Source organism: Ferrovibrio sp. (genome assembly GCF_017994015.1).
In the GTDB taxonomy this organism is placed as follows: domain Bacteria; phylum Pseudomonadota; class Alphaproteobacteria; order Ferrovibrionales; family Ferrovibrionaceae; genus Ferrovibrio.
On the sequence record NZ_JAGOLP010000026.1, the window covers coordinates 1 to 21,963 of the forward strand.

Annotated in this window: 23 protein-coding genes and 1 tRNA gene; 21 read left to right on the forward strand and 3 right to left on the reverse strand. The window is 62.1% G+C overall.

Annotated elements, in window-relative coordinates; translation table 11 throughout:
- Nucleotides 1–454: hypothetical protein (locus KBB36_RS13100; RefSeq protein WP_290981444.1), on the reverse strand; the 454-nt coding region annotated here is incomplete at its 3' end.
- Between the two features lie 179 nt (nt 455–633).
- On the opposite strand from KBB36_RS13100, the gene KBB36_RS13105 reads away from it, so the two are divergent.
- The 3 genes from KBB36_RS13105 to KBB36_RS13115 all read left to right on the forward strand — a co-directional run bounded on the left by KBB36_RS13105 (nt 634) and on the right by KBB36_RS13115 (nt 2,925).
- Nucleotides 634–1,539: a response regulator gene (locus tag KBB36_RS13105; RefSeq protein WP_290981447.1), complete on the forward strand. Its 906-nt coding sequence runs from the start codon at nt 634–636 to the stop codon at nt 1,537–1,539.
- 64 nt (nt 1,540–1,603) lie between these two features.
- Nucleotides 1,604–1,678: transfer RNA gene (locus KBB36_RS13110), tRNA-Thr, on the forward strand.
- 158 nt (nt 1,679–1,836) lie between these two features.
- Nucleotides 1,837–2,925: an autotransporter outer membrane beta-barrel domain-containing protein gene (locus tag KBB36_RS13115; protein ID WP_290981450.1), complete on the forward strand. Its 1,089-nt coding sequence runs from the start codon at nt 1,837–1,839 to the stop codon at nt 2,923–2,925.
- Between the two features lie 66 nt (nt 2,926–2,991).
- Here KBB36_RS13115 and KBB36_RS13120 read toward each other — a convergent pair whose 3' ends face one another.
- Nucleotides 2,992–3,810: a phosphodiesterase gene (locus KBB36_RS13120; RefSeq protein WP_290981453.1), complete on the reverse strand. Its 819-nt coding sequence runs from the start codon at nt 3,808–3,810 to the stop codon at nt 2,992–2,994.
- Between the two features lie 332 nt (nt 3,811–4,142).
- Between KBB36_RS13120 and KBB36_RS13125 the strand changes: the two genes are divergently transcribed.
- The 5 genes from KBB36_RS13125 to KBB36_RS13145 all read left to right on the forward strand — a co-directional run bounded on the left by KBB36_RS13125 (nt 4,143) and on the right by KBB36_RS13145 (nt 9,148).
- Nucleotides 4,143–5,447, forward strand: coding sequence for an ABC transporter substrate-binding protein (locus KBB36_RS13125; RefSeq protein ID WP_290981455.1), 1,305 nt, complete (start codon nt 4,143–4,145; stop codon nt 5,445–5,447).
- A gap of 81 nt (nt 5,448–5,528) precedes the next feature.
- Nucleotides 5,529–6,425 (forward strand): carbohydrate ABC transporter permease, encoded by an 897-nt coding sequence (locus KBB36_RS13130; RefSeq protein WP_290981458.1) that lies wholly within the window; start codon nt 5,529–5,531, stop codon nt 6,423–6,425.
- 3 nt (nt 6,426–6,428) lie between these two features.
- A complete protein-coding gene (locus tag KBB36_RS13135) occupies nt 6,429–7,250 on the forward strand; it encodes a carbohydrate ABC transporter permease (RefSeq protein ID WP_290981461.1) in 822 nt (273 codons plus the stop codon).
- Nucleotides 7,251–7,266: 16 nt separating this feature from the next.
- Nucleotides 7,267–8,331: an ABC transporter ATP-binding protein gene (locus KBB36_RS13140; protein WP_290981464.1), complete on the forward strand. Its 1,065-nt coding sequence runs from the start codon at nt 7,267–7,269 to the stop codon at nt 8,329–8,331.
- A gap of 25 nt (nt 8,332–8,356) precedes the next feature.
- Entirely contained in the window at nt 8,357–9,148 is a 792-nt protein-coding gene (locus KBB36_RS13145) for a DeoR/GlpR family DNA-binding transcription regulator (protein WP_290981467.1), read from the forward strand.
- Between the two features lie 27 nt (nt 9,149–9,175).
- Here the strand turns inward: KBB36_RS13145 and KBB36_RS13150 are convergent, their stop codons facing one another.
- On the reverse strand, nt 9,176–9,709 hold the full coding sequence (locus tag KBB36_RS13150) for a hypothetical protein (RefSeq protein WP_290981470.1): 534 nt from the start codon (nt 9,707–9,709) through the stop codon (nt 9,176–9,178).
- 196 nt (nt 9,710–9,905) lie between these two features.
- Here KBB36_RS13150 and KBB36_RS13155 point away from each other — a divergent pair, with 196 nt between their 5' ends.
- The 13 genes from KBB36_RS13155 to KBB36_RS13215 all read left to right on the forward strand — a co-directional run bounded on the left by KBB36_RS13155 (nt 9,906) and on the right by KBB36_RS13215 (nt 21,901).
- Nucleotides 9,906–11,075: a benzoate/H(+) symporter BenE family transporter gene (locus KBB36_RS13155; RefSeq protein WP_290981472.1), complete on the forward strand. Its 1,170-nt coding sequence runs from the start codon at nt 9,906–9,908 to the stop codon at nt 11,073–11,075.
- Nucleotides 11,076–11,216: 141 nt separating this feature from the next.
- Nucleotides 11,217–11,807 carry a response regulator gene (locus KBB36_RS13160; protein WP_290981475.1) on the forward strand — a complete coding sequence of 197 codons (591 nt, stop codon included), beginning with the start codon at nt 11,217–11,219 and terminating at the stop codon, nt 11,805–11,807.
- Nucleotides 11,807–12,304, forward strand: coding sequence for a hypothetical protein (locus KBB36_RS13165; RefSeq protein WP_290981478.1), 498 nt, complete (start codon nt 11,807–11,809; stop codon nt 12,302–12,304). Before KBB36_RS13160 ends, KBB36_RS13165 begins: the two co-directional genes overlap by 1 nt.
- Before the next feature lie 95 nt (nt 12,305–12,399).
- Nucleotides 12,400–12,984 carry a DUF2889 domain-containing protein gene (locus KBB36_RS13170; protein ID WP_290981481.1) on the forward strand — a complete coding sequence of 195 codons (585 nt, stop codon included), beginning with the start codon at nt 12,400–12,402 and terminating at the stop codon, nt 12,982–12,984.
- An 8-nt stretch (nt 12,985–12,992) separates the two neighbouring features.
- Nucleotides 12,993–13,892 carry a DMT family transporter gene (locus KBB36_RS13175; protein ID WP_290981484.1) on the forward strand — a complete coding sequence of 300 codons (900 nt, stop codon included), beginning with the start codon at nt 12,993–12,995 and terminating at the stop codon, nt 13,890–13,892.
- Nucleotides 13,893–13,931: 39 nt separating this feature from the next.
- Nucleotides 13,932–14,198 (forward strand): hypothetical protein, encoded by a 267-nt coding sequence (locus KBB36_RS13180; RefSeq protein WP_290981487.1) that lies wholly within the window; start codon nt 13,932–13,934, stop codon nt 14,196–14,198.
- Between the two features lie 12 nt (nt 14,199–14,210).
- Complete coding sequence (locus tag KBB36_RS13185) at nt 14,211–15,485, forward strand: amidohydrolase (RefSeq protein ID WP_290981490.1); 1,275 nt, start codon at nt 14,211–14,213, stop codon at nt 15,483–15,485.
- Between the two features lie 309 nt (nt 15,486–15,794).
- Nucleotides 15,795–16,988, forward strand: a complete 1,194-nt coding sequence (locus tag KBB36_RS13190; RefSeq protein WP_290981493.1) for an ABC transporter substrate-binding protein — start codon at nt 15,795–15,797, stop codon at nt 16,986–16,988.
- A 186-nt stretch (nt 16,989–17,174) separates the two neighbouring features.
- The gene (locus tag KBB36_RS13195) at nt 17,175–18,383 is read left to right on the forward strand and encodes an ABC transporter substrate-binding protein (protein WP_290981496.1); all 1,209 of its coding nucleotides are present in this window, start codon (nt 17,175–17,177) and stop codon (nt 18,381–18,383) included.
- Between the two features lie 29 nt (nt 18,384–18,412).
- Entirely contained in the window at nt 18,413–19,345 is a 933-nt protein-coding gene (locus tag KBB36_RS13200; RefSeq protein WP_290981499.1) for a branched-chain amino acid ABC transporter permease, read from the forward strand.
- Between the two features lie 2 nt (nt 19,346–19,347).
- Nucleotides 19,348–20,442, forward strand: a complete 1,095-nt coding sequence (locus tag KBB36_RS13205) for a branched-chain amino acid ABC transporter permease (protein WP_290981500.1) — start codon at nt 19,348–19,350, stop codon at nt 20,440–20,442.
- The gene (locus KBB36_RS13210; protein ID WP_290981502.1) at nt 20,439–21,194 is read left to right on the forward strand and encodes an ABC transporter ATP-binding protein; all 756 of its coding nucleotides are present in this window, start codon (nt 20,439–20,441) and stop codon (nt 21,192–21,194) included. The genes KBB36_RS13205 and KBB36_RS13210 overlap by 4 nt, the downstream gene beginning before the upstream one ends.
- A gap of 5 nt (nt 21,195–21,199) precedes the next feature.
- Nucleotides 21,200–21,901, forward strand: a complete 702-nt coding sequence (locus KBB36_RS13215) for an ABC transporter ATP-binding protein (RefSeq protein WP_290981577.1) — start codon at nt 21,200–21,202, stop codon at nt 21,899–21,901.
- Nucleotides 21,902–21,963: the final 62 nt, after the last annotated feature.

Below are 21,963 nucleotides of genomic sequence, written 5' to 3' on the forward strand. Positions count from 1 at the left end.
GCGCCAGCCCGCTACCGCGGAAATGCGCCTTGAAATAGTCGCGGTCGGAGAGATTGATCGGCGGCGGCGGGTAGCTACGGGTGAAGTTCAGAATGTCGCCATTCAATGCCACCACGGTTGCTACATCCACTTGCGGCACCACGCCGGCGCGTTGCAGCAGGCGCTCGTAGGTATCACGCCCGGCCATCATGGCCCGGAACTGCTCCGGTGTGCGGGCATCGGCGCGGCGCACATCATCGGCCACCGATTCCAGCACGATATTGGCGGCGGTAAGTATCTGCTGCGTATGCGCCGCCAGCAGGCGTGAACGCCCTTCCAACTCGCGCTTCGCATTATCCAGCGCTTCGTTGCGCTCGTAATACAGCACAAAGGCCACACCGGCCGCCTGTATCACAGCGAAGGCCAGTCCGCAGACCAGGACCGTCGCAGACAGGCGGAGGCGAAAACGTTTCAACAATGCATGCATGGTGGCTCACCGAAAATGCAAAATGCAGTTAGTGCGCCGCACTACTAGCCGCAAAAAAAGTCCGCAGAACGTTACTTTTTGCTAACCGGAGCGCCTGTTAACGCAAAGTTCGTTGGCCGCAGCCGGGCGCGTTAGTAAAGCAGCGGCACTGACATGCGACAGGTAAGATGCAGATTCGGAACGCGACAATACTGGTGGTAGACGACAACGAGAGCATGCGGCGTCTGGTTCGGCTGCTGCTGCGTGATCTCGGCGTGCGCGACGTGCTGCTGGCCGCCACGGTGGATGAAGCATTTACCGCGCTGCAATCCAGGCCAGTCGACGTGATCTTCACTGACTGGGAGCTGGACGGCGAAACCGGGCTGCAATTGCTGCAAAGGCTGCGCATAGCCGGCGATGGCCGCATACGCAGATTACCGGTGGTGGTGATGACCGCTCATGCCGAAAGCTGGCGGGTGGCTTCGGCCCGTGATGCCGGCGCCTCGGAATTCCTGGTCAAACCGCTATCGCCGGCGCAGGTTTCAGCCAAGCTGCGCGCCGCGCTGCTGCATGGCCGCAATTTTATCCATAACGATGCCTATTCCGGCCCGGATCGCCGCCGCAGCCAGCGCCCGTTTTTCGGCCCCGACCGACGCCAGAACAGCAATGACGACGGGCAATCCGAAAATGAAAATGTAACTGCGGCGGAAATGGCCGATGCCCTGGCCACATTGGCCCGGTTGCGCGCCGAATTCGAGCGCTTCCTGGCCGATGCCGCGCACCAGATTACGCTGGATGCGCGTAATGCCCGCATACGCCCCGAACTGGCGGCGGAAATCAGTCAGCGCATTTTCCGCCTGGCGCATAACATCAAGGGCCAGGGCAGCAGCTTCGATTACCCGCTTGCAACGGAAATCGCCAATGAGTTGTGCAACTTCCTGCGCAATAGACAGAATATCGGCGAGCGCGATGCCGCCCTGATCAGCGGCTATGCTGCCGCCTTGGATACCGTGGCGCGCAACAAGGTGCAGGGCTCCGGCGGCGAATTGGGCCAGCGTCTGATTAGCCGCCTGCGCAGCTTTGTCGCCGCCTGAGGCACAGAGCGGGGCTGCCCCCTTGCCGAATGCTGGCAGCTTGGCTAGAAACGGCCCCGGCCCAGCCGGGTTAGCTCAGCGGTAGAGCAGCGGTTTTGTAAACCGAAGGTCGGGGGTTCAATCCCCTCACCCGGCACCATCCACATTACAGCTTAGTGAATATTTTATCGGCAGCTTAATTTGCCAACAGCAATATTGACGAAAATCGGCAAATTCGTTTAGTCTCCATGCTGGAGTTGCAAAGTGGGCGAGAAACGCGCCCTTTGTTCAAAGATATACAGCGGGGGACCCCAGATTATGATCCGCAAGCTTTTCCTTGCCTTGGCCGGCTTCGGCATGATGGCCGCAGCGCCGGCATTCGCCGCTTCCGATGTGAGCAATAGTGGCGCCGTTTCGGTGCAGGCGACCACGGCGGTTGCCTCCCCAATCGCTGCGGGCCAGACCGTGAGCATCATCAGCGGCGCGGTCAGCGGCGGCTTCAGCGGCGCGGTCGGCGGCTTCAGCGGCGGCGGCGGCGGCGGCTTCTCACCGTCTGGCGGCGGCGGCGGCTTCAGCCCGAGCGGCGGTCAGCAGCGGAGTTTCCTCAATTCGCGCGATGCCGGCCGCGCCGGCGGCGCGGGCGACAAGCGCTTTGGCGCCTGGATGCAGGGTGCCTATTCCACCATCGACAACAACCAGGCTGGCCTGCTGTTTGATGGCTCGGTCTACAATCTTGTTGCCGGCCTGGATTACATGCTGTCTGACCGCGTGGTGGCCGGTGTGGCCTTCGGCTACGAATCGCTTGATCTCACCACCGCGTTCAACAACGGCAGCACCGAAGGCACCGGCCTTTCGATCACGCCGTATATCGGCTTCTCGCTGACCAATGCCTGGAGCGTCGATCTGGCGGCCAGCTATGGCACGATTGATTATGACGTGGTGCGCAACACCAACATCCGTGGTTCGTTTGACGCCGAACGCTGGTTCGTGGCGGGTAACCTGAACGGCGATTATGGCTTTGGCCGCCTGCGCGTTATGCCGAAGGTGGGTGTGCTGTATCTCGAAGAAAAGTCGGATAGCCATGTCGACTCGACCGGCGCCACCGTGGTGGGCAGCACCACCAAGCTGGGCCGTATTTCGGCCGGCGGCCGCGTCGGCTATGCCTTTGATTCGGTGATGCCTTATGTGAAGGTGATCGGCGAGTATGATTTTGAGAAGAATGCACCGGTGGCGTTGTCCAACGGCACCTTCTCGCATGACGACGATATGGGCGCCCAGCTTGGTGTCGGCTTCGATTTCTACGGCTCGAACACTTTCTCGGGCACTGTGGAAGCCGCCTATCTCTCGGCCGGCCGTACCGATCTGGATGTGTGGACCACCTCGGCCCGCCTGCGCGTCAAGTTCTGATCCAAGCGGCATCAGCCGCAGCAAAAGAAAGGCCGGAGCAATGCTCCGGCCTTTTTTTGTTGCCCGTTATTTGAACGGGTATGGCCCCGGGAAATCGTCGATATAGACGTAATTGGAAACCAGGCCGGTTTCCGGGCGCCAATCATGCAGCACGATTTTGGCCGGCTCCAGGCAGAAGCCCAGCGGCGCCGCTTCGCGCAGGTCGAGCGTGATCTGGTGCGCCGAGGATGGCGCCAGCAGCACCGGCACGCCGCCAATGGCAGCATGAATCACCCGATGCACATGGCCGCAGAGAATGCCGGCAATGCGCCCGGCCTTGGCCGTTACCAGGGCGCGGAATTCGTCCAGCCCCTGTAACAGGCCGCAGGCATCCATCGGCGCAATGCCGGTGCGGAAAGGCGGATGGTGCATGAAGATCAGCGCCGGCCGCGCCGCATCGGCCTGATCCAGCTGCGCCGCCAGCCAGGCCAGGCGCTGCGCACAGAGCGCACCTTCGGAACGGCGCGGCACGATGGAATCAAGCCCGATCAGCCGCAATGGCCAATCCGGCTGCGCCGCCGCGACGCAGAAAGGCGCATCCTCCGCCCCGGCCTCAGCCGCCGCCATGCCGGGAAACGCCCGGCGCATCGTGGCGCGATCATCGTGATTACCCGGCACCACATAATACGGCAGCCCTAGCGGCGCCAAGGCCGCCTTGAGATAGGCATATTCCTCATCGGTTGCCGTCTCGGTCAGGTCGCCGGTGATCAGCAGCAGGTCTGGCCGTGGCTCCAGCCGGGCCAGCCGGGCCACGCATTTATTCAACGCCGCCCTTGTATCGACGCGGCCGGCGAGCAATTCCCCCGCCCGGGTAACATGCAAATCGGTGATCTGGGCAATCAGCATGGCAAATCTCCACAAACTGGCTGGGCTGGCCGTATTTCCAGCCATGTCAGACAGGAAATAAGCGGTCTGAACCCGTTATGCGAGATTTATTTTGTGGCATTTTGACTAAAATTGCGGCTAACATTTCAGGCAAATACCGATTGTTTCCACACAAACAGTCGGAATTTGGGGGGATAAAACCAAATAAACGCACAAATTTCATCATAGAGTCATCAAACCGTAAAGCATGGCACGGAATGTGCTGTTCCCGCCTGGGAACACCCGCTCCGGCGGCTGGATGAGTGGCGTACCAGGACTGGCTAAGACGGACATAACCAAAAGGGACAGACGCGATGAAGACGACAAACTTCCACATTTCCAGGCGGCATTTCCTCAAGGGCAGTGCCGCTGCGGTTTCCGTCGCCGGCATGTTTGGCGCAAGCCCGCTGCTGGCGCAGGGCAATGACGTGGTGAAGCTGCAATTCATGTACCCGATCGGCGTATCGGGCGACATCAACCGCATCGTCACCGGCATGATCAACGAATTCAACGCCGCCCATGAGAAGATCAAGGTGGAGGCGATCTACGCTGGCAGCTACGACAACACCGAGCAGAAGGTGATGACCTCGCTGGGCGTGGGCGAGCCGCCGGCGACCTGGCTGCCGATCAATTCCGCGCTTCAGACCTTCCTGGGCATGGATGCGCTGGCCGATGTGACGGCTCTGGCCAAGGCCGACGACATCTATCAGGATTTCCTGCCCGGCTTCCTCGGCATCTGCGAATCCGACAGCAAACTCTACGGCCTGCCGTTCCAATGCTCCACCCCGGTGCTGTATTACAACAAGGCCGCCTTCGCCAAGGCCGGCATCACCAAGGTGCCGGATACCTGGAACGAATTGCTGGAAACCGCCAAGGCGCTGACAGTGCGCAGCGGCGCCGACGTGACCCAGTGGGGCCTGACCATCGGCGGCGGCTGGCATGACTGGATTTTTGAAAGTTATGTGCGCCAGAACGGCTTGGTGCCGTGGCAGAAGGACAAGGTGATGTTCGAGGCGCCGGAAGCCGTCGACGCCCTGGAATTCTGGGTCAAGATGGTGAAGGCGGGCGTGATGCCGGCGGCTTCCACCTGGGAAAGCTCGGCCAATGATTTCATGGCCGGCCGCACTGCCATGCTGTATCACTCCACCGGCTCGCTGACCAACCTGCGCAAATCCTCGCCCTTCGATGTGGGCGTCGCCTTCATGCCGAAGAACAAGACCTACGGCGCCACCATCGGCGGCGGCCCGATCTTCCTGGCCAAGAAGCAGCCGGAAGCGCATCTCAAGGCCAGCTGGACCTTCGCGCGCTGGATGACCAACACCAAGAACCAGACCGAATGGTGCCAGGCCACCGGCTATATCGCGGCGCGCAAATCGTCGTGGGAAAGCGCCGAACTGAAGAAGTTCGTCGGCGAAGTGCCGGCGGCCAAGGTGGCGCTGGATCAGGCCGCCTATGCCGGCGCCTTCCTGCAAGTGCCGGGCTATCACAAGGTGCGCGAATTCCTCAAGAGCGCGCTTGATCGCACGCTGGCGGGTGAAATCGCGCCGGGTGCTGCCCTCAAGGAAGCCAATGCCAAGTCGAATCAGGAAATTCAGCGCCTGATGCGTCGCCGCGGCTAAACCTCCCGCCCCGGCCGGCGCCACCTCCGTCGCCGGCCGGGGATTTCCTTCCACTTCCTCTTTCCGTTTTGGTTTTTTCGCATGCGACGCATCCTATCGGCCCCGACGCGCGAAGCCCTGGTGGCAGCCATCATGCTGCTGCCCTCGCTGGTTTTCCTCGCCGCCTTCACCTATTGGCCGATCCTGCGGTCGCTGTATTTCAGCTTTCACGATGTGATGCTGGGCTCCAGCAAGATCATCTACCTGGGCTGGGAGAATTATGAGCGCCTGTTCCAGGATGATCTGTTCTGGAAATCCTTCCGCAACACCGCCTTCTACACCCTGATCACCATCCCGCTGGCGCTGATCTGCGCCCTGCTGCTGGCTGTGGCGCTGGATAGCAAAATTCGCGGCATGGCGATTTACCGCTCGGCCTTCTTCTATCCGGTGATGATCCCCTCGGTGGCCGCCGGCATGGTGTGGGTGTTCCTCTATGCGCCGGGTTATGGCCCGATCAACGGCATGATGGATTTCCTCGGCCTGCCCAAGCTGGAATGGCTCTATTCATCCGACTGGGCGATGCCGGCCATCATCGTGATGAGCATCTGGAAATATTCCGGCTATTTCATGCTGATCCTGCTGGCCGCACTCCAGCTTGTGCCGCGCGACCTGTATGAAGCCGCCAAGCTGGATGGTGTGTCGGCCTGGCATCAGCTGATTCACATCACCATCCCGCTGATTTCGCCGACAATCTACTTCGTCATCGTCATCGGCATCCTGCATTCCTACCAGATTTTCGACTATGTGTTTGTGATGACGCTGGGCGGCCCGGCCGATGCCACCAATGTGCTGACCTTCTACATCTACCAGAATGCCTTCCAGTATCAGGATATCGGCTTCGCCAGCACAGTCGCCAACATGCTGCTGCTGTTCATCGGCGGCCTGATCGCCATCATCGCCTCGACCATCGGTCGGCGCGTACATTACCTGGGGCGCTGAGCCATGCTGAAACTTTTCAAGCGCAACTGGCTGCATCTGGTGCTGATCCCGGTCACGCTGTTATGGCTCAGCCCGCTGGCCTGGATTCTCATCACCTCGGTGAAAAGCCGCATCGAGGTGTTTGATCCCAATGCCGGCATCCTGCCGCAAAGCTTCATCTGGGAGAATTATCCCGCCGCGCTGGCAGTGGCGCCTTTCGGCACCTATCTGCTCAATTCGATCATTGTCACCGGCAGCATCCTGGCCACGCAGCTGGTTTCCATCTCACTCGCCGCCTATGCCTTCGCGCGGCTGAACTTCCCGGGGAAGAATTTTATCTTCGGGCTGTTCCTGCTGCAAATCATGTTTCCGATCTACGCCATCTTCCTGACCAACTTCGTCACCGTGCGCGAAATGGGCCTGCTCAACAGCCTGCCGGCCATGGTGGTGCCGTTTGTCGCCAGCGGCTATGGCACCTTCATGCTGCGGCAATCCTTCCGCCAGGTGCCGACCGAACTGGGCGATGCCGCCAAGCTGGATGGCTGCGGCCATTTCGCCACGCTGTGGCATGTCTACCTGCCGCTGGTGCGCCCCACCCTGATCGCCTTCGGCATCATTTCGGTGGTGACACACTGGAACGACTATATGTGGCCGTTGCTGGTGACCAATTCGGAAGCGGTGCGCACCATGCCAATCGGCCTCGGCCTGCTGGCCAAATCGGATAGCGGCGCCGACTGGACCCGGCTGATGGCAGCCACCGTGATGGTGGTGTCGCCGCTGCTGCTGCTCTTCGTGATTTTCCAGCGCCGCTTTGTCGACAGCTTCATGCATGCCGGTCTCAAGTAAGTAAGGACGATATTCCATGGCCACCGTTTCCCTGCAACGCATCACCAAACGCTATGGCAACCAGACCGCCGTGCAGGCGCTCGATCTGGAAATTGCCGACAAGGATTTTATGGTGCTGGTCGGTCCCTCGGGCTGCGGCAAATCCACCACGTTGCGCATGGTGGCCGGGCTGGAGGACATTACCGAAGGCAAGCTGCTGATCGACGGCGTGGATGTGACCGAGACCGAGCCGCAGAAGCGCGACATCGCCATGGTGTTCCAGTCCTATGCGCTCTATCCGCATATGACTGCCTATATGAACATGGCCTTCGGCCTGATGAAGACCACCCGCTTGAGCAAGGCCGAGATCGAGGCCCGCGTGCTGGAGGCGGCCGATATCCTGAATATCCGCGAGCTGTTGCAGCGCAAGCCAAAAGAAATGTCTGGCGGCCAGCGCCAGCGTGTTGCCATCGGCCGCGCCCTGGTGCGCAAGCCCAAGGTCTACCTGTTCGACGAGCCGCTTTCCAACCTGGATGCCAAATTGCGCGGCCGCATGCGTGCTGAACTGAAGCGCCTGCATGGCGAACTCGGCATCACTGTGATCTATGTGACGCATGACCAGGTGGAAGCGATGACACTCGGCACCCGCATCGCGGTGATGCATGATGGCCGCATCCAGCAGCTTGACGAGCCGATGACGGTGTATCGCCGGCCCAGCAACACTTTCGTGGCTTCCTTCATCGGCGCGCCGGAAATGAACATGCTGCATTGCCAGCTTGATGCCGGTGGCCTGTCGCATCCTGCCTTCCTCAAGCCGCTCGGACTTGCCGGCGGCAACGGAGCCGGTGCCGTGCTGCTGGGTGTGCGGCCCGAGGAAATCGCCCTTACCGCGCTGGAGCAGGCCACCATGGCCGGCGAGATCGAGCGGGTGGAACTGCTCGGCGCCGAAGCGCTGGCCGATATCCGCGTTGGCGGCGACCGCCTCACGGCGCGGCTGCCGGTGGAAGGTGTGCCGCCAGTTGGCGCCCGGGTTGGCCTTTTGATTGACAGAAGCCGGGCGCGGCTTTTCAATGCCGGCACCGGGCAGGCACTCGACCTATAAGCGATATCCAAGGCGGAAAATCGATATGCGAGAGGGCGTAGCACTGAATATCCGGCAACAGAATATTGCCGAATGGCTGCAAAAAACCCAGTCGGCCTCGATCCAGGATCTGAGCGAGCAGTTTCAGGTTTCGGACGAGACGATCCGCCGCGACCTGCGCTATCTGGCGCAGCAGGGCCTGGTGGAGAAATTCCATGGCGGCGTGCGGCTCAACGAGGAGCGCACCGAGGCGCCATTTCAGCGCCGCATGCGTGAAATGGCCGATGCCAAACGCCTGATCGGCATTGCCGCCTCTGCCTTGATTGCCGACAAATCCACTGTCTTTCTCGACAATTCCTCCACCTCCTGCTTCCTGGCACGGCAACTGGCCTTGCGCAGCGGCCTTACGGTGATCACGCTGTCGCTGGAAGTGGCGAAAATCCTCTCGGCTTCCGGCCAGCGCCACCGCGTCATCCTGCCCGGCGGTGAATTGCGCGTGGATGACCAGACCCTGATCGGCGCCGATGCGATCCGCTTCGCTTCACAATTCACGCCGAATTACTGCGTCATCTCGGTGGCGGCGGTCAGCCCCGACCATGGCTGTATGGATTTTGACCTGTTCGAGACCGAGTTCAAGCGGGTGATGATGCCGCTGGCCGAAACCGTGATCCTGCTGGCCGATAGCAGCAAGTTCCGCAAATCCGGCCTGATCAAGGTATGCGACCTCGCCGCCTTTGACATCATGGTGACCGAGGCTGCTCCGCCGGCCATCATCGCCGACCAGCTCGACCATGCCGATACCAGCCTGGTGATCGCACCGGGCGAGGCTGGCACGTAAGCTGCCCCGCCTCGCCCAGCATCCTGATCAGGCGCGCTCGCCCGCTGCTGCTTCCAGCAATTGCGCTTGCAGCAATGTGGCGCTGCTGACCGCCTTGGCGGCGGCAAGCCTGGCTTGTTCCAGATCCTGCTCCATCATGGCCGGCATGGTGCGGAACTGGATCGGCGGCACTTTGGCATATTGCGCTGCTGTCATGGCAGCATCGCCCTTCTCTATGCTGCCGCCAAGCGCGCGCGCAATGGCTTCGGCGCGGGCCTGGGCCAGTGCCGGCCCGCTGCCTTGCGGATTGCCAATCTGTGGCAACCCGTTGAGCTTCGACGCCATCGCGTTGGAACACATCATGGCGCCGCTGTTGTAGAGCGTGGCAACCACCTTACCCTTCACCTTGACCTCGGCATAAACCTGCTGCGACGGGTGATCCTGCAAATTGACCGGCTCCTGGTATTGCTGTTCCAAGAGGCGGCGGAACTCTGCCATCTGCTCGTCGGACAGCTTTACCGGCTGCAATACGGCGCTGAGCGGGGTGAAATTTTCTAGGCTTGATATGGCTATGCCGGGCATGGGTTTTCCTGCGATTTTTTTTGACGCAGCAACGGCAGCAGGAACCATGCCAGGCATAACCAACCCGTGCCGGCGCGGATTTCCGGTGCTTTGTGGTTATGGTTAGTTTTGTTTAGGATATTTCCTGCCGGGTAGGCGGCAAAGTCTGCTCAGCCAGCCATCAGCATCTCCACAACCAGCCACACGAAATTTACCCATGTTCAGCCCGCCCTCCTCCCATGCCATTGCCGCCGGTCTGCTGGCAGCCTTTGTCGGCTTTGCCTCGTCCTTTGCCGTGGTGGTGCAGGGCCTCACTGCGGTTGGCGCCAGCCCGGCCCAGGCGCCTTCCGGGCTAATGGCGCTGAGCCTGGCGATGGGGCTGTGCTCGATCCTGGTTTCGCTGCGCAATCGCATGCCAATCAGCATCGCCTGGACCACGCCGGGCGCTGCCCTGCTGGCGGCTTCCGGGGATGCGGCAGGCGGCAATTTTGCCCTGGCGGTGGGCGCCTTCATGATCTGCAACCTGCTGATCGTGATTGCCGGGCTGTGGAAGCCGCTGGGCCGCTGGGTGGCGGCGATCCCGGCGCCGCTGGCCAATGCCATGCTGGCCGGCGTGCTGCTGCCGCTTTGCCTGGCGCCGGTAAAAGCAGTGGCGGCCGATCCCTGGCTCGGGCTGCCGATTGTGCTGAGCTGGGCGCTGATGGCGCGCTGGAAACGGCTCTGGGCGGTGCCGGTGGCGGTGCTGGTGGCGGTGGTGCTGATTGTGCTGGCCACGCCGCCGATCACGCTTGATCCGGCCACGTTATGGCCGCGCCCGGTGCTGGTGCTGCCGGAATTCTCCTTCGCCGCGCTGGCCGGCATTGCGCTGCCGCTGTTCATTGTCACCATGGCGTCGCAGAACATCCCCGGCTATGCCGTGCTGCAAGCCAATGGCTATCACCCCGATCCCAGCCCGCTTTTCCGCGATACCGGCCTGTTCAGCCTGGCGGCCACGCCCTTTGGCGCCATATCGGTGAACCTGGCCGCCATCACTGCCGCGATCTGTGCCGGCCCGGAAGCCGATCCCGATCCGAAGCGGCGCTACTGGGCCGCCACCGTGGCCGGCCTCGCCTATGTGCTGCTCGGCCTGGGCGCCGGGCTGGCCACCGCCTTCCTGATCGCCGCGCCGCCCTTGCTGATCCAGGCGGTGGCAGGCCTGGCTTTGCTGGGTTCCTTCGGCAATGCGATGATGGGCGCCCTGGCCGATGCCCGCGACCGCGAGGCGGCAGTGATCACCTTTCTGGTGGCCGCTTCCGGCCTCAGCTTCCACGGCATCGGCGGCGCCTTCTGGGGCCTGCTCGCCGGTGGCGCGATCTATGCCCTGAGCCGCTCGCGTAAGGGAAGCTGACTTGTCCCGCAATATGGAACGGCGTCACATTCAATCACAATCCGTTTTAATTGTGTGGAATGTTGCCTCTAGGTTGCGCCAAGCCTGGTGGCTATGCTGATCCGAGCGTCGGCCAATGTGGCAGGCGAAGGATTTAGCGTCATGACTCTTCAGAGCCTCAATCTGGGCAGCCTCAACTTTCTGGTCGCCGATCCAAACCCGTATTTCCAGAGCCTGTTGAAAGGTGTGCTACAGGCTTTTGGGGCGCGCCATATCACGACGGCGGAAACCGGCAGCCAGGCATTGGACCTGACCCGCCACCACGCCTACGACCTGCTATTCTGCGATTGCTATCTGCCGCTGCTGGATGGCTTTGATCTGGTGCGCCAGGTGCGCGCCGATAACCTGAACCAGAACCGCTATACACCGATCATCGCCCTGACCAGCCATACCCAGGAGCGCAATGTGGCACGCGCGCGTGATTGCGGCACCAGCTTTGTGCTGGCCAAGCCGATTGCGCCGAAGCAGCTTTATGATCGCCTGCTCTGGGTGGCGGAAGACCCGCGCCCTTATGTGATGGCCGAGAGTTATGTCGGCCCCGATCGCCGCTTCAAGCGTGATGAGCGCAATATGCCGCGCGAGCGGCGTGGCATCGCGCTGCCGGAGGCCCCGGCCGCTGCCGCCACCGGCGCCGAGATAGCACCGGCCATGCTGCCGGTGGCCAGCGTTGATCCCGCCCTGGCGAGGCTGTGATGCTGCTGCAACGCCCCAAACCCGCCACCCTGCTGCCGGTGACATCGCGCTTCTCGCGCCTGGCCTTGCGCGATGGCGGCAAAAGTGCCGGCGATGCCCTGGCGGCGGCGGAAGCCTTTATCGCCGCCGAGCAGGAGAAGTATTTCGGCTGGGTGGCGGCTGATCTGGATGAACTGGACCGGCGCCTGGCCCGCTTGGCAGCCGAGCGCGACAATGCCGAGGCCAACGAGGCGGCCTATATCAAGGCCAGCCATATCCGCGATCTGGGCGGCAGCTTCGGCCATGACATCATCACCCAGGCCGCCGACAGCCTGTGCGAATTGCTCTACCGCCTGCGCGCCGCGCAAACCTACAGCCAGGAAGCCATCTCGGCGCATCGGGCGGCGTTGAAGCTGGTCTGCGCCATCAGTTTTGGCGCCATGCCGCCGGAAAGCGGCCCGGCGCTGCTGGCCGGTCTGCGCCAGGTGGTGGACAAATATCCCCGGCCGACGCGCTAGCGGATAAAAAAACAGCGTTACGGGTTGGCTTGCCGGGCGCCGCCTTGCGGTATATGGGTTGGATAACCCAGACCGTAAAATCAGGCCAGAACCCCATGCCGCTTTCCCCTCCGGCGCCGCGCCGGCACTATCATACCCGCGCCATCGAAGCGCAGGGCTTCCGCCGTGATGACGGCATGTGGGATATAGAAGCCCATATCCGCGACACCAAAGCCTACGAATATGAGGAATTCTATCGCGGCACCATGCCGCCGGGCCGCCCGGTGCATGACATGAGCCTGCGCCTGACACTGGATGACGACATGATCGTGCGCGGCGTGGAAGCGGTGACCGACGAGGCGCCCTACATGCCCTGCCGCGAGGTGGCGCCGAATTTCCAGAGCCTGTTGGGCCTGCGCGTTGGCGCCGGCTGGCGCAATGAAGTGCGCCGCCGCCTGGGCGGGATCAAGGGCTGCACCCATATGGTGGAATTGCTGGATGTGATGGCCACGGTGGCATTCCAGACCACCGCCGGCGGCACCGAGCCGGCCAACCGGGCGGTGAACCAGGATTGGGGCGCCGATGGCAAACGGCCGTTCTTCCTCAATGGCTGCCATTCCTGGGCGGTTTCCAGCAGCGTGGTGCGCGACCAGTTGCCGCAATTCTACCAGCCTGCTGACACCGCCAAGACCGGGGAATAATGCCGGTCATGACACAGCAGCATGATCGGCTGGATACGCTTTCCATCGCCACCATGGTGGTGTTGTGTTTCCTGTGGGGTGTGCAGCAGGTGGTGATCAAACTCACCACGCCGGAAATTCCGCCGCTGCTGCAAGCCGGCCTGCGTTCCGCCATCGCCAGCCTGCTGGTGCTGGCCTGGCTCGGCTGGCGCGGCGTGGCGCTGTTTGGCCGTGACGGCTCGCTGCGCGCCGGGCTGCTGGCCGGCAGCCTGTTCGCGCTGGAATTTGCGCTGATCTATCACGGCCTGCAATTCACCACCGCCTCGCGCGCCGCCATCCTGCTCTATACCGCGCCGTTCTGGGTGGCTTTGGGCGCGCATTGGCTGATCCCGGGCGAACGGATAGGCCGCGCCCAGCTGGCCGGGCTGCTCTGCGCCTTTGCCGGCATCCTGGTGGCTTTCGGCGATGCGCTGCATGTGCCCAATCCCGACGAGTTGTTTGGCGATGCCCTGCTGCTCGGCGCGGCCTTGCTGTGGGCCGCCACCACGGTGGTGATCAAGGCCAGCGTGCTGACCCGGATTCATCCCGGCAAAACCCTGCTGTATCAGCTTGGCCTTTCGGCCCTGCTGCTGCCGCTGGCCTCGCTGGCGCTGGGCGAAGGCGGCATGGCCAGCCCGAGCCGTTTCGCCATCGGCTCGCTGGCCTTCCAGAGCATTGTGATTGCCTGCGTCAGCTACATGATCTGGTTCGGCCTGATCGCGCGCTATCCGGCTTCGCGGCTTTCGGCGCTGAGTTTTCTCACGCCGCTTTTTGGCGTTGCCATCGGCGCCTTGTGGCTGGGTGAACCGCTCACCCTGGCATTGCTGCTGGCCCTGCTGCTGGTGGGCTTGGGTATCCATCTGGTGAACCGGCCGCGGCCTGCAACCTGATTGTTGACGCGGCGCCCGCAAGCCTGCCAAGCTGGCGCCATGTGCCGTTGGTGCGATAGCGATCCCGATCTGAGCCAGATGCCGCCCGAGGCGCGTGGCGTGCAGCGCCGCATCGAGATGCTGCTGCCGCTGATCGAAACCCCCGACGCCCTGCCCGCCCCCGATGCCCTGCGCATCAGCCAGACCATCCTGGCCCTGCTGGATCAACTTGATAGCCTGCTGGGTGATGACCGCCCCTGCCAGGCACGTTTTGGACTGCCGCGCGCCCAGCCCGGCCAGCCGCCCGCCTTTTCACCCTTCGCCTGAGGACAGAACCGCATGACCGCCCAGCCCACCAATCTGAAAACCGCGCAGCGCTCGGCCCATGCCTACAGCCTGATCGACGCATTGCTGCCCGAGCTGGAGCGCATCTATCTTGACCTGCATGCGCATCCGGAATTGTCGCTGCAGGAAGTGCGCACTGCTGGGATCGCAGCAGATTGGCTGGAACGCTGCGGCGCCGAGGTGCATACCGGCATCGGCAAGACCGGCGTGGTTGGCCTGCTGAAAAATGGCGACGGCCCGGTTATTCTGCTGCGCGCCGATATGGACGGCCTGCCGGTGAAGGAAAAAACCGGCCTGCCCTATGCCAGCCAGGCCAGCGGCGTGGATCGCTTCGGCCAGTCAGTGTCGATCATGCATGCCTGCGGCCATGACATGCATGTCACCTGGCTGATGGCGGTGATGAAAATCCTCAGCGAAACCCGCGATAGCTGGCGCGGCACGGTGATGGCGGTGTTCCAGCCGGCCGAGGAGATCGGCGCCGGCGCCAGCGGCATGCTGGCCGATGGCATGGTGAAGCGTTTCCCCAAGCCCACGGTTTGCCTGGGCCAGCATCTGGTGCCGCTGCCGGCCGGCCAGGTCGGTTATCGCGCCGGCACCGCGATGTCGGCGGCGGATAGTTTTGAAGTGAAGATGTTTGGCCGCGGCGCGCATGGCTCGCAGCCGCAGAACAGCGTCGATCCGGTGGTGATGGCCTCGGCCACTGTGCTGCGGCTGCAAACCATCGTCAGCCGCGAAGTGGCGATGATGGATAGCGCCGTGGTGACAGTTGGCACCATCCAGTCCGGCCTGAATGAAAACGTGATCCCGGATGAGGCGATCCTGCGCCTCAATGTGCGCAGCTTCAAACAGCAGGTGCGCGAGCGTGTGCTGGCCTCGGTGAAACGCATCGTGGAAGCCGAAGCCACCGCCTCGAATGCGCCGAAGCCGCCGGAATTCACCGTGATCAGCCAGTTCCCGGTCACCATCAACGACGAGGCCGCCGCCGCCCAGACCATGGACGGCATGGCTTTGCATAGCGGCCTGGCGCCGCTGCATTTGCCCGAGCCGCTCACCGGCAGCGAGGATTTTGGCCTGTTCGGCACTGCCTGGAACGTACCATCCGTCTTCTGGCTGGTCGGCGGCACCGATCACGCCATCTGGCAGGCGGCGCAGGAAAAGGGCGAACCATTGCCGGTGAACCATTCACCCTTCTTCGCCCCACAACTGCACCCCACGCTCAAAACCGGCGTGCAGGCCATGCTCGGCGCCGCCTTTGCCTGGCTGGAGTGAGGCGGGTTACGCCGCCTCAAACGAAAGCAAAATACTGCTTCACCACTCACCATGCCTGCATTATAATGCAGCGAAGGCCGTGAAGGCGGCTTTGGGAGGGGTGGCTATAAATGTGCGTCGGGTTCACCGGCGCCGGGGGTGATTTCTCTCAAATCCTGGCTTGACGTGATCGGTCTTGGCGTGGACTTGCCGCGCTGCTGCCGCTAGGTTTTGCGTCGATAGGTGCTGCGATAAGCACGCCGCATCGGGCTGATCGGGTAATTCATAATGGCGGGGCCATGCAGCCCTGGCCGCAACGGGAGAGAAACGATGACATTTTCCACGCTGCTGCGCATGACCTCGGCGCTGACGCTGGCTGCCCTGCCTTTCCTGGCGCAGGACGCGGCGGCCCAGGCCAACAAGAAGATCAAGATCGGCTTTGTCACCACCCTCTCGGGCCCGAATGCCGCCTATGGCCAGGACATGAAGAATGCCTTCGACCTGGCGCTGGAACATCTGGGCAAGAAGATGGGCGGCATCCCGGTGGAAGTGGTTTATGAAGACGACGAGCAGAAGCCGGAAGTAGGCAAGCAGAAGACCGAAAAGCTGTTGCAGCGCGACAAGGTGGATTTTGTTGCCGGCTTCATCTGGTCGAATGTGCTGCTGGCTTCCTACAAGCCGGTGGTGGATAACCAGACCTTCCTGATCTCGGCCAATGCCGGCCCGTCGCAGCTTGCCGGCGAGATGTGCAATCCGTATTTCTTCGCTGCCTCGTGGCAGAATGACCAGAACACCATGGCGATGGGCGAATTGCTCAATCAGAAGGGCGCCAAGAAAGCCTATCTGGTGGCGCCGAACTACGCTGCCGGCCAGGATATGGTGAATGGCGTGAAGGCCACTTTCAAGGGCGAAGTGGTGGGCCAGGACATGACCAAATGGCCCGACCAGCTTGATTTCTCGGCCGAGATTTCCAAAATCCGCGCCGCCAAGCCGGATGCGGTGTTTGTGTTTTTCCCGAGCCGCTGGGGTGTGCAATTCTACACCCAGTATGCCCAGGCCGGCCTGAAGAAGGACATCCCGCTTTATTCCACCTACACCGTGGACGCAGTTACGCTGAAGCTGCAAAAGGACCTGGCGCTGGATACTTTCCTGACGCTGTGGTGGGCGCCCGACCTGCCCTATGCCGCCAACCAGAAGCTGGTGGGCGATTTCAAGAAAAAGCATGGCTCCAGCCCGACCTTCTACGGCGCGCAGAGCTATGACGCCGCCAACCTGATCAATTCGGCGGTGGTGGCCACCAAGGGCAACCTGAAGGACAAGGAAGCAGTGCGCGCCGCGCTCAAGGCCGCCAAGTTTGATTCCGTGCGCGGCCCGATGAAGTTCGGCAACAACCAGTTCCCGATCCACAACATCTACCAGCAGGAAGTCTACAAGGTGTCGGAAACCGAATACGACATCCGCACCGTCAGCACCGTGTTGAAGGATTTCCAGGACCCCTATGCCAAGAAATGCACCATGAAGTAAGCCGATTGTGCATGGCGGCCCGGCCCCGCAAGGGATAGCCGGGCCGCCATTTGCGTTAAACATCATTCATCCGTAACGTATCGGCCAGGGGGAAACATCCGCAGGGCTTGAAGCCACCAACGGCAGCATTGGGCAGCTTTTAACAGCCAGCCAACGCGCCGCCTTTCATTCCTGTAGGAGCCAGTCATGCCGCCGCGTCCTTCCTCCCCCTCCCGTCTTTTGCCGGCCTTTGCCGCCCTGTCGATGCTGGGCCTGGGCCTTGCCGCGCAGCCTGCCGCAGCGCAGCCGAGCAAGAAGATCAAGATCGGCTTTGTCACCACCCTCTCGGGTCCCAATGCCGCCTATGGCCAGGATATGAAACAGGCCGTGGAACTGGCGCTGGAGCATCTCGGCCGCAAGGCCGGCGGCGTGGCGCTGGATGTGGTGTTTGAGGATGACGAGCAGAAGCCGGAAGTGGGCAAGCAGAAGACCGAAAAGCTGCTTCAGCGCGACAAGGTGGATTTCCTCGCCGGCTATATCTGGTCGAATGTGCTGCTGGCTTCCTACAAAGCCGCCACCGACAGCCAGACCTATCTGATCTCGGCCAATGCCGGCCCGTCGCAACTGGCCGGCGAAGCCTGCAATCCGTATTTCTTCTCGGCTTCCTGGCAGAATGACCAGCCGCATATGGGCGTGGGCGAATTGCTGAACCAGAAGGGCGCACGCAAGCTTTACATCGTGGCGCCGAATTATGCCGCCGGCCAGGATGGCGCCAATGGCGTCAAAAGCCTGTTCAAAGGCCAGGTGGTGGGCCAGGACATGACCAAATGGCCTGATCAGCTCGATTTCTCGGCCGAGATTTCCAAAATCCGCGCCGCCAAGCCGGATGCGGTTTACGTGTTTTTTCCCGGCCGCTGGGGCGTGCAGTTCTTTACTCAATACAGCCAGGCCGGCATGAAGGCGGAAGTGCCGCTCTATTCGGCTTTCACCGTGGATGCCGTGTCGCTGAAACTGCAAAAGGACACCGCGCTGGATACCTATCTGGCGATGACCTGGGGGCCGGACCTGCCCTATGCCGCCAACCAGAAGCTGGTGGGCGATTTCCGCAAGAAGCATGGTTCCAGCCCGACCTTCTATGCTGCGCAGAGTTACGACACGATCAACCTGATCGCCTCGGCTGTGGCCGCCACCAAAGGCAATGTGAAGGACAAGGCAGCGCTTGGCGCGGCGCTCAAGGCGGCGCAATTCGATTCCGTGCGCGGCCCGTTCAAATTCGGCAACAACCACTTCCCGATCCAGAATATCTATCAGCAGGAAGTGTATAAAACGGCCGATGGCGGCTATGACCTGCGCACCATCAGCACTGTGCTGACGGCGCATCAGGATGTGCATGCCGCCAAATGCCTGATGAAATGAACCCCTAACCGGAACGCCCCGCGCCCATCATGTCGGTATTGATTCTAGAGCAATTCCTCAATGGCCTGCAGATCGGCCTTTTGCTGTTTCTGCTGGCTGCCGGCCTCACCCTGGTCTTCGGTATCATGGATCTGGTGAATCTGGCGCATGGCTCGCTCTACATGATGGGCGCGTATTTCGCTGCCGTGTTTGTGCAATGGACCGGCAATTTTTATATCGGCGCGCTGCTGGCTTTGCCGGCCGGCCTGCTGCTCGGCGTGGTCACCGAATATGTTGCTTTGCGTAATCTCTATTCCCGCGACCATCTGGATCAGGTGCTGGCGACTTTTGGCCTGATCCTGTTTTTCAACGAACTGGCCCGCCTGGTTTTTGGCGCCGGCGGCATGGCGATTGAACTGCCTGCCATCCTGGCCGGCCAGATCGAAATCCTGCCCGGCCTGCCCTATCCCACCTATCGCTTCGCCATTATCGCCATGGGCCTGCTCTGCGCCCTGGTGCTGTATCTGCTGGTGCAGAAAACCCGGCTTGGCATGCTGATCAGGGCCGGCGCCTCGAACCGCGAAATGGTTGGCGCGCTCGGCATCGATGTCAAGCTGCTCTTCACCCTGGTCTTCGGCCTCGGCTCGGCCCTGGCGGCTTTGGCCGGGCTGATGGCCGGGCCGATTGCCACGGTGCAGATCGGCATGGGCGACAATGTGCTTATCCTGTGCTTTGTGGTCATCGTCATCGGCGGCCTCGGCTCGATCCGCGGCGCCTTCATCGCCGCCGTGCTGGTGGGGGTGCTGGAAACCATGGGCCGCGCCTTCCTGCCGCAAATCCTCGGCCAGTTCCTCAATCCGTCGCAGGCCGGCTTCCTGGCGCAGTCGCTCTCCTCCATGCTGGTTTATATCCTGATGGCCGGCGTGCTGGTATTGCGCCCGGCCGGGCTGTTTCCGGCACCCGGCTCCAGCATCGGGCGCTGACCATGCAGAAACCTTTCTCCGTCAGCACCGCCGTCGCCCTGCTGCTGCTTGCGCTGCTGGCGCTGGTGCCCACCGCCTCGCAGGTCTTCAGCGACCCGTTCCTGCTCACCCTGTTCACCCGCATCGTCATCCTGGCTTTGGCCGCCGTGTCGCTGAACTTCATCCTCGGCTATGGCGGCATGGTCAGCTTCGGCCATGCGGCGTTTATCGGCGTGGGCGGCTACAGCGTCGGCATCCTGGCCAAGCACGAGGTATTCGCCGCCTGGATTCAATGGCCGGTGGCTTTGCTGATGTCAGCCCTGGTGGCGTTGTTCATGGGCCTACTGTCACTGCGCACACGCGGCATCTTCTTCATCATGATCACGCTGGCGCTGGCGCAGTTGGTCTACTACATGGGCAATGGCGCCTATGCCTATGGCGGCGATGACGGCCTCACCATCCTGCGCCGCTCGGATTTTGGCGGCCTGATTGATCTAAAGCACCGGCCCAGCTTCTATTATCTGTGCTGGGCTTTGCTCTGCCTGGCCTTGTTCCTCACCCATCGCGTGGTGCGCGCGCGCTTCGGCATGGTGCTGCAAGGTGCCAAGAGCAATGATCGCCGCATGGCCGCCATCGGCTTTCCGGTCTTCCGCTACAAGCTGGCGGCTTTTGTCATCGCCGGCACGGTTTGCGGTCTGGCCGGCGTGCTGCTGGCCAACCATACCGATTTTGTCAGCCCGGCATTGATGCACTGGACCCGCTCGGGCGACCTGATCGTGATGGTGGTGCTGGGTGGCATGGGCAGCCTGTTCGGGCCACTTTTCGGCGCCGTGGCTTTCCTGGCCTTGGAGGAAATCCTCTCCAGCTATACCGAATACTGGAAACTGTTTTTCGGCCCGATGCTGGTGCTGGTGGTGTTGTTCGCCCGTGGCGGCATCGATGGCGCCATCCAGCGCGGCCATGGCGGCGTACTGCTCAGCATCCTGGCCGGCTTTGTGCTGTTGCATGGCATCCACCTGTATTACGAGGATATGTGGGGCATCCCCGCCGCCCTGCTGGGTGCTGCTGCCGGCCTGGTCTGGCTGGTGGTGTGGCTGCAACAGCGGAGGCAGGCATGAACACGCCGGTGCTTGAGGTGAACAACCTGGTGAAACGCTTCGGCGGCCTCACCGCCACCGATGATTTCTCGATTGATATCCGGCCCGGCGAAGTGCATGCGGTGATCGGCCCGAACGGCGCCGGCAAGACCACGCTGATCGGCCAGTTGATCGGCGAATTGCAGCCCGATGCCGGCAGCATCCGCTTTCTCGGCCACGACATCACGGCGCTGCCGGTGCATAAACGCTCGCATCTCGGCCTTGCCCGCTCGTTCCAGATCACCTCGATCTTCCAGGCCTTCACGGCGTTGGAGAATGTTGCCCTGGCGGTGCAGGCGCATGACGGTCATTCCTTCCGCTTCTGGCGCCCGGTGGCCGATGATGCCGCCCTGCGCGCACCGGCCTTGCGGGCGCTGGAACTGGTGGGCCTGCACCAGCGTGCCGATATTCCCGCCAATGCGCTGAGCCATGGCGAACACCGCCAGCTTGAACTGGCGATGGCGCTGGCAACGCAGCCGAAGCTTTTGCTGCTGGACGAGCCGATGGCTGGCATGGGGCCGGATGATTCGGCACGCATGGTGCAGATGCTGCTGAAACTGAAAGGCAGTGTTTCGATCCTGCTGATCGAGCATGACATGGAAGCGGTGTTTGCGCTGGCCGACCGCATCACCGTGCTGGTTTATGGCCGCGCCATCGCCACCGGCACACCGGAGGAAATCCGCGCCAATGCCGATGTGCGCGAAGCCTATCTCGGCGCAGAGGCCCAGCCATGACTAGCCTGCTGGAAGTGGATGGCATCAACACCTTCTACGGCCGCAGCCAGGTGCTGTTCGGCATGCATCTGGCAATCCGCGCCGGCGAAGTGGTGACGCTGATGGGCCGCAACGGCATGGGCAAAACCACTACGATCCGCTCGATCATGGGCCTTACCCCGGCGGCCAGCGGCAGCATCCGGTTTCGCGCCAATGATATCCGCGCCTATCCGTCTTATCGTGTTGCCAAGATCGGCATCGGCCTGGTGCCGGAGGGGCGGCAGATTTTCCCCAATCTCAGTGTGCGCGAGAATCTGATTGCGACCGCAGCCAACCGGCGCGGCGCGGCCCAGCCCTGGACGTATGACAAGGTGGTGGCGCTGTTTCCGCGCCTCGCTGAACGTGCCGGCAATATGGGCAACCAGCTTTCCGGCGGCGAGCAACAGATGCTGGCGGTGGGCCGGGCGCTGATGACCAATCCGCATCTGCTGATCCTGGATGAAGCCACCGAAGGCCTGGCGCCGCTGATCCGGCAGGAAATCTGGGCCTGCATCGCGCAGCTCAAGGCCGCCGGGCAATCGATCCTGATCGTCGACAAGAATGTGGAAGCGCTGACCCGGCTGGCCGATCGCCATTATGTGATCGAAAAAGGCCGCGTGGTGTGGCAGGGCTCGTCGCCGGAACTGGCCGCCAGCCCGGATATTCAGCATCGTTATCTCGGAGTCTGATTAAACTTTCGCCGCATATGACATTGTGACGAAATCTTTCTGAATCGGCGCCAACGGCGTTG

Coding starts and splice junctions, on each gene's coding strand:
- KBB36_RS13105 (WP_290981447.1), top strand. CDS start 634: ATGCAGATTCGGAACGCGACAATACTGGTGGTAGACGACAACGAGAGC.
- KBB36_RS13115 (WP_290981450.1), top strand. CDS start 1,837: ATGATCCGCAAGCTTTTCCTTGCCTTGGCCGGCTTCGGCATGATGGCC.
- KBB36_RS13120 (WP_290981453.1), bottom strand. CDS start 3,810: ATGCTGATTGCCCAGATCACCGATTTGCATGTTACCCGGGCGGGGGAA.
- KBB36_RS13125 (WP_290981455.1), top strand. CDS start 4,143: ATGAAGACGACAAACTTCCACATTTCCAGGCGGCATTTCCTCAAGGGC.
- KBB36_RS13130 (WP_290981458.1), top strand. CDS start 5,529: ATGCGACGCATCCTATCGGCCCCGACGCGCGAAGCCCTGGTGGCAGCC.
- KBB36_RS13135 (WP_290981461.1), top strand. CDS start 6,429: ATGCTGAAACTTTTCAAGCGCAACTGGCTGCATCTGGTGCTGATCCCG.
- KBB36_RS13140 (WP_290981464.1), top strand. CDS start 7,267: ATGGCCACCGTTTCCCTGCAACGCATCACCAAACGCTATGGCAACCAG.
- KBB36_RS13145 (WP_290981467.1), top strand. CDS start 8,357: ATGCGAGAGGGCGTAGCACTGAATATCCGGCAACAGAATATTGCCGAA.
- KBB36_RS13150 (WP_290981470.1), bottom strand. CDS start 9,709: ATGCCCGGCATAGCCATATCAAGCCTAGAAAATTTCACCCCGCTCAGC.
- KBB36_RS13155 (WP_290981472.1), top strand. CDS start 9,906: ATGTTCAGCCCGCCCTCCTCCCATGCCATTGCCGCCGGTCTGCTGGCA.
- KBB36_RS13160 (WP_290981475.1), top strand. CDS start 11,217: ATGACTCTTCAGAGCCTCAATCTGGGCAGCCTCAACTTTCTGGTCGCC.
- KBB36_RS13165 (WP_290981478.1), top strand. CDS start 11,807: ATGCTGCTGCAACGCCCCAAACCCGCCACCCTGCTGCCGGTGACATCG.
- KBB36_RS13170 (WP_290981481.1), top strand. CDS start 12,400: ATGCCGCTTTCCCCTCCGGCGCCGCGCCGGCACTATCATACCCGCGCC.
- KBB36_RS13175 (WP_290981484.1), top strand. CDS start 12,993: ATGACACAGCAGCATGATCGGCTGGATACGCTTTCCATCGCCACCATG.
- KBB36_RS13180 (WP_290981487.1), top strand. CDS start 13,932: ATGTGCCGTTGGTGCGATAGCGATCCCGATCTGAGCCAGATGCCGCCC.
- KBB36_RS13185 (WP_290981490.1), top strand. CDS start 14,211: ATGACCGCCCAGCCCACCAATCTGAAAACCGCGCAGCGCTCGGCCCAT.
- KBB36_RS13190 (WP_290981493.1), top strand. CDS start 15,795: ATGACATTTTCCACGCTGCTGCGCATGACCTCGGCGCTGACGCTGGCT.
- KBB36_RS13195 (WP_290981496.1), top strand. CDS start 17,175: ATGCCGCCGCGTCCTTCCTCCCCCTCCCGTCTTTTGCCGGCCTTTGCC.
- KBB36_RS13200 (WP_290981499.1), top strand. CDS start 18,413: ATGTCGGTATTGATTCTAGAGCAATTCCTCAATGGCCTGCAGATCGGC.
- KBB36_RS13205 (WP_290981500.1), top strand. CDS start 19,348: ATGCAGAAACCTTTCTCCGTCAGCACCGCCGTCGCCCTGCTGCTGCTT.
- KBB36_RS13210 (WP_290981502.1), top strand. CDS start 20,439: ATGAACACGCCGGTGCTTGAGGTGAACAACCTGGTGAAACGCTTCGGC.